Below are 10,897 nucleotides of genomic sequence, written 5' to 3' on the forward strand. Positions count from 1 at the left end.
CCCGGATAAGGCGCTGCGCGCCGCTATCCGGGAAAAGCGCATTGGTCTTTAACCAATCTGCCCATTACCCAGGTGCTTCACGCGGCGCTTCACTTCTTCCTGCTTGCCGGCGTTGAACGGCCGCGCGTCCGGGCTGCCGAGATAACCGCACACCCGGCGGGTAACGGAAACGCGGGCGGCGTCGTGGTTACCGCATTTCGGGCAGGTAAAGCCCTTGCTGGTGCACTCGAACTCGCCGGTAAAACCGCACTCGTAGCACTCATCGATCGGCGTATTGGTCCCGTAGTACGGCACGTGCTGATAGCTGTAATCCCACACGTCTTCCAGCGCCTTGAGGTTATGCTGGATATTCGGGTACTCGCCGTAGCAAATGAACCCCCCATTGGCCAGCGGCGGGTACGGCGCTTCGAAATCGATCTTATCGTACGGGTTGACCTTCTTCTCCACGTCGAGGTGGAAGCTGTTGGTGTAGTAACCTTTGTCGGTTACCCCTTCCACCACGCCAAACTCGGCGGTGTCGAGACGGCAGAAGCGATCGCACAGGTTTTCGCTCGGCGTGCTGTACAGGCTAAAGCCGTAGCCGGTTTCTTCCTTCCACAAATCGACGGCGTCGCGCAGGCGCTGGACGATGGCCACGCCTTTCTCACGCAGCGCCTTGCTGTCGTACATATGCTGGTTGCCGTACAGCGCATTGATGGTTTCATGGATACCGATATAGCCCAGAGAAATGGACGCGCGGCCGTTTTTGAAGATCTCGGAGACGTCGTCGTCGGCTTTCAGCCGCACGCCGCAGGCGCCTTCCATATACAGGATCGGCGCCACGCGAGCCTTCACTCCTTCCAGGCGGGCGATACGGGTCATCAGCGCTTTACGCGCCAGCTGCAGGCGCTCGTCCAGCAGCGCCCAGAAGGCGGCTTCATCGCCTTTCGCTTCCAGGGCGATGCGCGGCAGGTTGAGACTGATCACGCCGAGGTTATTGCGTCCATCATGCACCTGCTCGCCGTTCTCGTTTTCCCATACCCCGAGGAAGCTGCGACAGCCCATCGGCGTTTTAAACGACCCGGTGACTTTCACCACCTGATCGTAGTTGAGGATATCCGGGTACATGCGCTTGCTGGCGCACTCCAGCGCCAGCTGTTTGATGTCGTAGTTCGGGTCGCCGAACTTATGGTTCAGGCCGTCGCGGATCGCGAACACCAGTTTCGGGAACACCGCGGTTTTGCGATTTTTACCGAGGCCGGCAATGCGGTTGCGCAGAATCGACTGCTGGATCAGCCGCGATTCCCAGCTGGTGCCAAGGCCGAACCCGAAGGTGACGAACGGCGTCTGGCCGTTGGCGGTATGCAGTGTGTTAACCTCATACTCCAGCGACTGGAAGGCGTCGTAGCACTCTTTTTCGGTACGGGCGCGGGCATAGCCTTCGGCATCCGGGATCTGCCACTCTTCGGCGATTTTGCGATGCTTTTTGAAGCTTTCGCTGACGAACGGCGCCAGCACTTCATCGATGCGGTTGATGGTGGTGCCGCCGTAAATATGGCTGGCGACCTGGGCGATGATCTGCGCCGTCACCGCGGTGGCGGTAGAGATAGACTTCGGCGGCTCGATCTCCGCGTTGCCCATCTTAAAGCCCTGGGTCAGCATGCCTTTCAGGTCGATCAGCATGCAGTTGAACATCGGGAAGAAGGGCGAGTAATCGAGGTCATGATAGTGGATCATGCCGCGCTCGTGGGCCATCACCACATCGTGGGGCAGCAGGTGCTGCCGGGCGTAGTGCTTGGCGACGATCCCGGCCAGCAGGTCGCGCTGGGTCGGGATGACTTTACTGTCTTTATTGGCGTTTTCGTTGAGCAGCGCGGAGTTGGTCTGCTCGACGAGGCCGCGGATCTCCTGATTGAGACGGCCGCGCTTCTCACGCTGGCTATCGCGGTCATGGCGATACTCAATGTAGGCGCGCGCCAGCTGCTTATAGGGGCCGGACATCAGCTGGTTTTCCACCGCGGTCTGGATCTCGTTGATGTCGACCTGGGCGCGGCCCTGCATTTGTTGGCTAACGACTTCTGCGACGGTGGCGCAATAGTCTGCGTCATCGACTCCCGCTGCTTTAGCTGCACGCAGAATTGCTTCCTGAATGCGCTCTGAGTTGAACGGCACTTTACAGCCATCACGTTTCATCACATGCGGTGTCATGATCACTCCATATATAGAACAGGTTATCCACAGAGGCGGAGGTTATCCCGAAGGCGCTGCACGCTACGGCTCGTGCTGTTTACCTTCGGATCCGGCCCGTTTTATCCACATCTCATCACCGCCAGACATCGACAAGATATGGTGACATAATAGACGATTAATACAACATGTTGGGCCGAGGCGCATTTTAAGTTCTATATGTAGTGATTTGCATCAAAGATGTTTGCGATTTTATTGACCCAGAACAAGGTAAAAAGGTGAGAGTACGGATGATGGGCGCTGGCGATAAATGTAAATTTAGGCGCTTAAAATATAAGCAAAAATCGAGCCCGTTCAGGCATGAAACGGGCAAATATTCAGGCAATCAACGTATCGTTAAGCAGATCGACCAGCAGTAGCAGGGCATAGCGAGCCTGCTGCGGGTCAGCGGGCAGCGGCAGGATGGCGCTGGCCATATCGCCAAGGGCGTGCTGTTCCGGCGTCAGAGCAATAATGGTCACTCCCTGCGTGCGCGCCTGCAAGGTGGCGCTTTGCAACACAGGGTTGGCCTCGGCAGTGGCCAGCACCAGCAGCAGATGATCGTCATTGAGGGTGCTGGCGGTCAGCCGCATCAGCGCCGCATCCTGACAGAGATTAATCGCGATTCCGGAGGGCAGTAGCTGATGCTGGAGCAGCGCGGCCAGCGTCACGTCCTGGGCGCCAAGGGCGAAGCAGTGTACCGCACGGGCGCTCAGCAGGCGCGATTTACACTTTTCCACCGCCGCTTCCGCGGTATGGCCGAGCTGACGAGTTAGGGTAACGCCAAGGCTGCTAAGTTTGTCGCGCCAGGCGACGGGCAGGGCGGCGCTGTCCGGCGTAAGCCAGCTGGCGCGCCGTTCGCTGGCCTGCGCCAGCTGTTTACGCAGATCACGAATATCATCGCAGCCCACCGAGCGGGCGAAGCGGGTAATGGTGGCAGGGCTGACCCCCGCGCTGGCTGCCAGCTCGTCAATAGAGGCGCTGGCGGTAAAGCTTAGATTTTGTAGAATAAAGGTGGCGACGCGCGACTCCTGGGCACTAAAGCGGCGCATTCCTTCCTGCAGCTGACCTACGATATCCATCCTCATGTTCCCTTTGGCAAAACCCGCATTTGAAAATATTTTTCAATTATCGACTGTCTCTCTTTATAGCACTCACGCCGCATATTTCCTATGGTCAGAGCAGTAAAGGGTGACACCCTGGCGATAAAAATGCGCAAAAATTGAGCCTCGATCACATCGGTGAAAATTATTTTCATATAGCCTTCACTATCACACAATATTAACAATATAGTCGTCCAGGCCCTGAGGGCTGAAGCGATAACACGTAAAGGGGAAGCGCAATGCCACGAATCGTACTCTGTTGTGCCGCAGGCATGTCGACCAGCATGCTGGTGAACAAAATGAAAGCAGAAGCCCAGCAGCGTGCGCTGGCGCTGGAAATCTATGCGGTGGCGGTGGCGGAATTTGAACGCGAATTGCCACACGCCGACGTCATCCTGCTCGGGCCGCAGGTTAAATATGAAGCCGGACGGCTAACCGCGCTGGCCGCGCCGCAGGGCAAGGCGGTGGCGGTGATCGATATGGCTGACTACGGCATGATGCGCGGCGCTGCGGTGTTGGATAAAGCGCTAGCCCTGCTCGAACACTAATTTTCTCATCCCGTTTTTCATCATCATCACGTGCGGTCCTGGCGATCGCGCGCGGCGCTCTGTATGCCGAAAATCCGAAAAGAGGACACTATGCAAGCACTGAAAATTGCCGTTATCGGCGGCGGCAGCAGCTACACGCCGGAGCTTATTGAAGGGATTATCGTTCGTTACGAGCAGCTTCCGGTCACAGAGCTGGCGCTGGTAGATGTCGAATCCGGCCGGGAAAAGGTGGAGATCATCGCCGCGCTGACCCGGCGGATGCTGAAACATAAAGGGCTGGAGCAGGTGGCGGTCAGCGTCCACTTTACGCTCGATGAGGCCATCCGCGGCGCCAGCTTTGTGCTGACCCAACTGCGGGTCGGACAGCTGGCGGCGCGCGCCGCCGATGAGCGGCTGGGTCTCAAGTACCACCTGCTGGGCCAGGAGACCACCGGCGTCGGCGGTTTTGCCAAGGCGCTGCGGACGATCCCGGTGATCCTTGAGGTGGCGCGCAAAGTGGAACAGCTGGCGCCGGAAGCGTTCATTCTCAACTTTACTAATCCGGCGGGGATCGTCACCGAGGCGGTCAGCCGCTACAGCACGGCGAAGATCATCGGCCTGTGCAACGTGCCGATCAACATGCAGCACATGATCGTCGGGATGCTGGGCGCCCAGGAGTCCGAAGTAAAACTGCGCTTTGCCGGGCTCAACCATATGGTTTGGGTGCATAAGGTGCTACAGGGGCGCGAGGATGTCACCGGCAAGGTGATCGACATGCTGTGCGACGGTAAGGCGCTGTCGATGAACAACATTAAAGAGCTGCCGTGGCCGGCGGAATTCCTGCGCGCGCTGAAGGCGATTCCGTGCCCCTATCATCGCTATTTTTGGCTGACGCCGGCGATGCTGGCGGAAGAGATCGCCGCGGCGAAAACCAAGGGCACCCGCGCCGAACAGGTGATGAAAGTCGAGCAGGAGCTGTTTGCGCTGTACGCCGACCCGCAGCTGGAAGAAAAACCGGAGCAACTGAGCTTTCGCGGCGGCGCCTACTACTCGGAGGTGGCCGTCGAGCTTATCAACGCGATCTACAACAACCTGGGCGCGGAGATGGTGGTGAATACCCGCAACAACGGCGCGATTCATGGCCTGGATGATGATGCGGTGGTGGAAACCAACAGCATTATTGATGCGCAAGGGGCGCGGCCGCTGGCGTTCGGCCCGCTGCCGCCGGCGATGAACGGCCTGACCCAGCAGGTGAAAGCCTTCGAGCGGTTGACGATTGAAGCCGCGGTACACGGCTGTCGCGAAAGCGCACTGCTGGCGCTGGTGGCCAACCCGCTGGTCGGTAACGTCACCGATGCCCAGGCGCTGCTGGATGAAGTATTAACCATCAACCGTCAATGGCTGACGCAATTTAACTGACCGCTATTTCCCCTCGGGAGCACACCATGTCGAATACAAGCTGGATTGAACGTTACGTCATGCCGGTGGCGCTGAGAATCGCCGGGCAAAAGCACGTCCTGTCGGTGCGCGACGGCATCATTCTCAATATGCCGTTTATGTTGATTGGCTCATTCTTCCTGATTTTCGCCTACCTGCCGATCCCCGGCTATGCCGACATGATGAGCGGCCTGTTTGGCGAGGTCTGGCGCGATAAAATGCTGTACCCGGTGAAAGCGACCTACGACATTATGGCGCTGATTTCCAGCTTCGGCATCGCCTACCGGCTGGCGGAGAAGTATCGCACTCTCGATCCGCTGAGCGCTGGGGCGATGTCGCTGGTGGCCTTCATGATGACGATCCCGCAGAACACGCTGTTTACGCCGGTACACGGCGCGGCGGAGGTGATTAAAGGGGTGATCCCGGTGAGCATGGTCGGCAGCCAGGGGCTGTTTGTCGCCATTGTCATTTCGCTGCTGTCGACGGAGATTTATCGTTTGGTCGCCAGCCGCAATCTCGTTATCCGCATGCCGGACGGCGTGCCGCCGGCAGTGGCGAAATCATTCCTTGCCCTGATCCCCGGCTTCTGCGTGCTGGCGGTGGTGCTGGCGCTGCGCCTGGCGGTCGAGGCCTCGCCGTTCGGCGATATCAACAGTATGATCGCCACCCTGATTGGTATTCCGATGCACCACGTCGGCGGTACGCTGCCGGGCATGATTATTTCAGTCATTTTGATTGGTATTTTGTGGACCCTGGGCCTGCACGGCGACGCGATCGTACTGGTGTTTATCCAGCCGGTATGGCTGTCGAATATGTCCGAGAACCTGACGGCCTTCCAGAACGGTCAGCCGATCCCGCATATCATTACTCAGCAGTTTTACGATCTGTGGATTGCCCCCGGGGGTACCGGCGCGCTGCTGGGGCTGGTGATTTTTATGTTGCTGCGTAGCCGTAGCCAGCAGATGAAGCAGCTGGGGAAAATTGCCGCGCCCGGGGCATTGTTTAACATCAGCGAGCCGATGGTGTTTGGCATCCCGCTGGTGATGAACCCGTACTTTTTCCTGCCGTTTATTTTAACGCCGGTGCTGCTGGTGATCGTGTCCTATACCGCGATGGCGACCGGGCTGGTGGCGCCGCCCGCCGGAATCGCGCTGCCGTTCACCACGCCGATCTTCATCAGCGGCTATCTGGCGACCGGAGGGCATATCTCCGGCACGGTGCTGCAGGTGGTGAATTTAGCGATTTCGCTGGTGGTCTACTATCCGTTCTTCCGCGCCTGGGATCGGCTAAAGGCAAAAGAAGAGCACGCCTCGGCGCAACCACAAGCGAGCGCTGCGATTGCTGATGCCGACCGCGCATAACTTCCAGCCTGACGAATCGTAGCCCCGGTGAGCGTTGCGCCACCGGGGAAAAGCGTTATCCCTGCAGCCACCATATCGCTTCGAACGGCCGCAGCGTCAGCCCGGTCGGGCGCGGGGTGGTCTCGGCATAGTTGCTGATGATCATCTTCCACTCGCCCGGGGCCTCAGCGGGCTGCCAGGCCTGCAGCTCGCGGCTCAGGTTAGCGGCGACTACCAGCGTTTGCCCCTGCCACTGACGACGATAGCACCACAGCGACGGATGCTCCGGCAGCAGATCCTCGTAATCACCCCAGGTCAGTAGCGGCAGGGTTTTACGCAGCGTAATCAGCTGCTGATAGGTATAAAACACCGAATCGGGGTCCGCCAGCGCCGCCTCGACGTTGATCTCCTGGTAATTATCGCCAAGGCCGATCCACGGCTCACCGTCGCTGAAGCCACCGTTCTCGCCGGCGTGCCACGGCATCGGCGTGCGGCTGTTGTCGCGCGACTTGCTGGCGAGGATCGCCAGCAGTTCGTCCGGGCTTTGCCCCTGCGCCGCACGTTCGATAAACATATTGTGGCTTTCGACGTCACGGTAATCGCTGATGCTGCTGAAGTGCGGATTGGTCATGCCGATCTCTTCGCCCTGGTAGATATAGGGCGTGCCCTGCATGCCGTGCAGCACCATCGCCAGCATCTTCGCCGCCGTCACCCGGTACTCGCCTTCGTCGCCAAAGCGCGACACGATGCGCGGCTGATCGTGGTTACACCAGAACAGCGCGTTCCACGCCCGATTGTGCATTCCCCGCTGCCAGTGGCGGAACAGCGCCTTCAGCGCCACATAGTCCGGGCGGGCGAGGGTCCATTTCTCTCCGCCGGGATAATCGACCTTTAAGTGGTGGAAGTTAAAGGTCATCGACAGCTCGCGGCCGTCCAGCGCGGCGTACTGCTGGCAGTGCTCCAGCGAGGTGGAGGACATCTCGCCGACGGTCATCAGGTTACGCGGGGTGAAGACATCGCGGCTCATCTCCTGCAGGAACTCATGCACCCGCGGGCCGTCGGTATAGAAGCGGCGGCCATCCCCGTCCAGATCGCAGGGAAAGGTCTGGTCTTTTGAGATCAGGTTGACCACGTCGAGGCGCAGACCGTCGACGCCGCGGTCAGCCCAGAATTCGCAGACCTTTTTCAGCTCGGCGCGCACCGCCGGATTCTCCCAGTTGAGATCCGCCTGCTCAATGGCGAACAGGTGCAGATAATACTGCCCGCTGTCGGCGTGCCACTGCCAGGCGTTACCGCCAAATTTGGAGCGCCAGTTGTTCGGCAGGGCGTCCGGTTCGCCATCGCGCCAGATATAGAACTGGCGGTAGGGACTCTCCTTATTCAGCGACTGACGGAACCATTCATGTTCGGTCGACGTGTGGTTCAGCACCATATCCAGCACGATACGGATGCCGCGAGCCTTCGCCTCCGCCACCAGGGCGTCAAAGTCGGCCATTGTGCCGTAGGAGGGATCGATGGCGGTGTAGTTCGCCACGTCGTAGCCGTTATCCACCTGCGGTGAGACGTAGAACGGCGTCAGCCAGATGGCGTCGACCCCAAGCTTTTGCAGATAGTCGAGGCGGGCGGTGACGCCGCGCAGGTCGCCGGTACCGCTGCCGGTGGTATCCTGAAAACTCTTCGGATAGATTTGATAAATAACGCCGTTTTGCCACCAGTGGGGGAGATGATTCATAGTACTTTCCTGCTGCAACGAGGGGCGCCAAAGGCGCCCCGAAAGAAGAAGTTAGACAATCTGCAAGGTGCCCTGACGGTACTTGCGCTGATACACCACGCTGGTGAGGATAATCGGCACCACCACCGCGATAGCCATCGCCATGGCGTACACCTGCCAGTAGGTAGGCTGGATGGAGAGGATCCCCGGCAGGCCGCCGACGCCGATGCCGTTCGCCAGCACGCCGTTCAGGCCGCACAGCAGGCCGGCGAGGCCAGAGCCAATCATTGCGCACAGCATCGGGAAGCGGTATTTCAGGTTGATACCGTACATCGCTGGCTCGGTGACCCCGAGATAGGCGGAGATCGCCGCCGGTACCGAGATTTCACGTTCATTCTGCTTGCGGCTGGCGATGATGATGCCGACCACCGCCGACGCCTGGGCAATATTCGACAGCGCAATCAGCGGCCACACCGGGGTACCGCCCATGCTCTGGATCATCTGCATATCGATAGCGAGGGTGGTCTGGTGGACACCGGTAATCACCAGCGGCGCGTAGAGGAAGCCGAACAGCGCGGCGCCGATCGGCGCGAAGCTGCCGGTTAACAGATGGCGTACCGCGAAGGCCACGCCGTCGCCGATCAGGCGGCCGAACGGACCGATAACCGCATGGGCAAGGAACACCGCGAGGATCAGCGAGCAGACCGGGACAATCACCAGGTAGAGGTAGTCAGGCACGATGCGCTTGAGGCGCGTCTCGATAAAGCCTAAGGCCAGGCCAGCCAGCAGGGCCGGGATCACCTGCGCCTGGTAGCCGACTTTGGCAATGGTAAACAGGCCGAAGTTCCACACCTCCGGCACCTGCTGGCCGAGGAGATAGGCGTTCATCAGCTGCGGGGAGACGAGGGTGACGCCAAGGACGATCCCGAGGATCGGCGTGCCGCCCATCTTCTTCACCGCTGACCAGCAGATCCCCACCGGCAGATAGAAGAAGATCGCCTCGCCAATCAGCCACAGGAAGTCATAGATGGTTTTCAGCGACGGGTGCATCTGGGCCAGCGTCTGGCCATTGCTCATGGGCAGGTCGCCGATAACGTTGCGGAAACCGAGGATCAGACCGCCGCTGATCAGGGCCGGCAGCAGGGGAAAGAAGATCTCGGCGAAGTGCGAGATTAACTGTTCATGCCACTTCATATTTTGCCGCGCGGCCTGCTTGACCTGCTCTTTGTCGGCGGAGGTCTGGCCGGTGGTCGCCAGCAGGGCCTTGTAGTAATCGCCCACCTCGGTGCCGATGACCACCTGGAACTGGCCGGCGTTAGTGAAGCATCCCTTCACCATGCGCAGCTGCTCAATTTCTTTTGGTCTGGCGATGGCCGGGTCGTTCAGCACAAAGCGCAAACGGGTAATACAGTGGCTGACGGTGGCGATGTTACCGCGCCCGCCCACCAGTTCGATCAGTTTATCGATGTCCTGCTGGTTTACTTTGCTCATGATGAAGCCTCAAAAACAGAGGGGAGAGATGCCGTTTTTACCTTGAGGGCATCCTAACCGTTCCGCTTAATTTGCAAAATGGGAACGTTCCCGAAACCCGGCGACGATCACATAAATCGCCCGAGCGAGATTAATTGAGGGCGGCGGGAATCACGATCTGGCGGGGATCGACGCTGCCGGCGATCTGCTCGATCAACTGCCGGGCGGCCCGGCGTCCGGACTCGGCATAGCCCGGATCGACGGTCAAGATTTCCGGGTGGAGAAACTTCATCAGCGGCGTGCTGCCGACGCTGGCGAGCTGCAGCGCATCGCGACCCTGCTGCTGGAGGTACTTGCTGGCGCCGAGGGCGAGGGTATCCGTCGCGCAGACCAGGGCGCTGGTTTCAGCCATCAGCACGCTGGCGACGGTGTCATATCCCTGCTTCATGCCCAGCCCCGGCAGGGCGGCGGTGGGCGTCAGACGATGCTTTTTACAGAAGGCGAGGTAGGCCAGATGGCGGCGTTCGCCGGTGGTGACGTCGCTGTGCGGTACGCCAAGAAAACTGATGTGGCGGTGTCCGCGATCGTAGAGCCGCTGCATCAGCAGCGTGATGGCCCCCTCGTCGTCATAGCACACCGAGGCGAAGCCGGGAGCGTCGCGGGCCATCAGCACCAGGGTGTCGCGCCAGGGGGCGAGCATCGCTTCGTCGATGCCGGTAAAACCGAACAGCACCACGCCGTCAATATTGCGCCGGGCGAGCATGCCGAGATGCTCCTCCACCAACGCCGGGGAGAACTGGCTCTCCATCATAATCGGATCGTAACCCTGCTCATAAAAGGCGGGCAGCATGGTCTGCACGGCAAGGTTTTCCGACAGCGAATCGAGACGGGTGACGATAATCGCCACCACTTTATCGCTCTGGCCGCGCATGGCGCGGGCGGAACGGGAGGGCGAGAAACCGTGCTGCTGCATCACCGCTTCGACGCGCTCGCGGGTCCGTTCGCTGACCCCGCTCTCGTTGTTAAGGACGCGGGATACCGTCGATTTCCCTACGCCGCTTAAGCGCGCGATATCTTTGATGGTCAGCCGGTTCTGCATGCGGA

General features: G+C 59.7%; 10 protein-coding genes. 4 read left to right on the forward strand and 6 right to left on the reverse strand.

The genetic code is table 11. The annotated features are described in order from the left end of the window. Positions 1 to 48: 48 nt before the first annotated feature. Positions 49 to 2,187: an anaerobic ribonucleoside triphosphate reductase gene (locus tag KPHS_04910; protein YP_005224791.1), complete on the reverse strand. Its 2,139-nt coding sequence runs from the start codon at positions 2,185 to 2,187 to the stop codon at positions 49 to 51. A 269-nt stretch (positions 2,188 to 2,456) separates the two neighbouring features. Between KPHS_04910 and KPHS_04920 the strand changes: the two genes are divergently transcribed. Beyond that, positions 2,457 to 2,585 carry a hypothetical protein gene (locus tag KPHS_04920; RefSeq protein ID YP_005224792.1) on the forward strand — a complete coding sequence of 43 codons (129 nt, stop codon included), beginning with the start codon at positions 2,457 to 2,459 and terminating at the stop codon, positions 2,583 to 2,585. Here the strand turns inward: KPHS_04920 and KPHS_04930 are convergent. Both KPHS_04930 and KPHS_04940 read right to left on the reverse strand, forming a co-directional pair. After that, positions 2,544 to 3,287 (reverse strand): MurR/RpiR family transcriptional regulator, encoded by a 744-nt coding sequence (locus KPHS_04930; RefSeq protein ID YP_005224793.1) that lies wholly within the window; start codon positions 3,285 to 3,287, stop codon positions 2,544 to 2,546. The two genes, KPHS_04920 and KPHS_04930, sit on opposite strands and share 42 nt — an antisense overlap. A gap of 2 nt (positions 3,288 to 3,289) precedes the next feature. Then, entirely contained in the window at positions 3,290 to 3,463 is a 174-nt protein-coding gene (locus KPHS_04940) for a hypothetical protein (RefSeq protein YP_005224794.1), read from the reverse strand. Between the two features lie 129 nt (positions 3,464 to 3,592). Here KPHS_04940 and KPHS_04950 point away from each other — a divergent pair, with 129 nt between their 5' ends. From KPHS_04950 to KPHS_04970, 3 genes are all read left to right on the forward strand, one after another. Next, positions 3,593 to 3,856 (forward strand): putative phosphotransferase protein, encoded by a 264-nt coding sequence (locus KPHS_04950; protein ID YP_005224795.1) that lies wholly within the window; start codon positions 3,593 to 3,595, stop codon positions 3,854 to 3,856. 90 nt (positions 3,857 to 3,946) lie between these two features. After that, complete coding sequence (locus KPHS_04960) at positions 3,947 to 5,254, forward strand: 6-phospho-beta-glucosidase (protein YP_005224796.1); 1,308 nt, start codon at positions 3,947 to 3,949, stop codon at positions 5,252 to 5,254. A gap of 26 nt (positions 5,255 to 5,280) precedes the next feature. Continuing rightward, positions 5,281 to 6,633 (forward strand): putative phosphotransferase protein, encoded by a 1,353-nt coding sequence (locus KPHS_04970; protein YP_005224797.1) that lies wholly within the window; start codon positions 5,281 to 5,283, stop codon positions 6,631 to 6,633. Positions 6,634 to 6,688: 55 nt separating this feature from the next. Here the strand turns inward: KPHS_04970 and KPHS_04980 are convergent, their stop codons facing one another. The 3 genes from KPHS_04980 to KPHS_05000 all read right to left on the reverse strand — a co-directional run bounded on the left by KPHS_04980 (position 6,689) and on the right by KPHS_05000 (position 10,892). Next, positions 6,689 to 8,344: a trehalase 6-P hydrolase gene (locus tag KPHS_04980; RefSeq protein YP_005224798.1), complete on the reverse strand. Its 1,656-nt coding sequence runs from the start codon at positions 8,342 to 8,344 to the stop codon at positions 6,689 to 6,691. Positions 8,345 to 8,395: 51 nt separating this feature from the next. Next, entirely contained in the window at positions 8,396 to 9,814 is a 1,419-nt protein-coding gene (locus KPHS_04990; RefSeq protein YP_005224799.1) for a trehalose(maltose)-specific PTS system components IIBC, read from the reverse strand. A 130-nt stretch (positions 9,815 to 9,944) separates the two neighbouring features. After that, entirely contained in the window at positions 9,945 to 10,892 is a 948-nt protein-coding gene (locus tag KPHS_05000; RefSeq protein YP_005224800.1) for a trehalose repressor, read from the reverse strand. Between the last annotated feature and the right edge of the window lie 5 nt (positions 10,893 to 10,897).

It is taken from the genome of Klebsiella pneumoniae subsp. pneumoniae HS11286, assembly GCF_000240185.1.
GTDB classification, from domain to species: domain Bacteria; phylum Pseudomonadota; class Gammaproteobacteria; order Enterobacterales; family Enterobacteriaceae; genus Klebsiella; species Klebsiella pneumoniae.

Coding starts and splice junctions, on each gene's coding strand:
- KPHS_04920 (YP_005224792.1), top strand. CDS start 2,457: ATGATGGGCGCTGGCGATAAATGTAAATTTAGGCGCTTAAAATATAAG.
- KPHS_05000 (YP_005224800.1), bottom strand. CDS start 10,892: ATGCAGAACCGGCTGACCATCAAAGATATCGCGCGCTTAAGCGGCGTA.
- KPHS_04970 (YP_005224797.1), top strand. CDS start 5,281: ATGTCGAATACAAGCTGGATTGAACGTTACGTCATGCCGGTGGCGCTG.
- KPHS_04940 (YP_005224794.1), bottom strand. CDS start 3,463: ATGAAAATAATTTTCACCGATGTGATCGAGGCTCAATTTTTGCGCATT.
- KPHS_04980 (YP_005224798.1), bottom strand. CDS start 8,344: ATGAATCATCTCCCCCACTGGTGGCAAAACGGCGTTATTTATCAAATC.
- KPHS_04950 (YP_005224795.1), top strand. CDS start 3,593: ATGCTGGTGAACAAAATGAAAGCAGAAGCCCAGCAGCGTGCGCTGGCG.
- KPHS_04930 (YP_005224793.1), bottom strand. CDS start 3,287: ATGGATATCGTAGGTCAGCTGCAGGAAGGAATGCGCCGCTTTAGTGCC.
- KPHS_04990 (YP_005224799.1), bottom strand. CDS start 9,814: ATGAGCAAAGTAAACCAGCAGGACATCGATAAACTGATCGAACTGGTG.
- KPHS_04910 (YP_005224791.1), bottom strand. CDS start 2,187: ATGACACCGCATGTGATGAAACGTGATGGCTGTAAAGTGCCGTTCAAC.
- KPHS_04960 (YP_005224796.1), top strand. CDS start 3,947: ATGCAAGCACTGAAAATTGCCGTTATCGGCGGCGGCAGCAGCTACACG.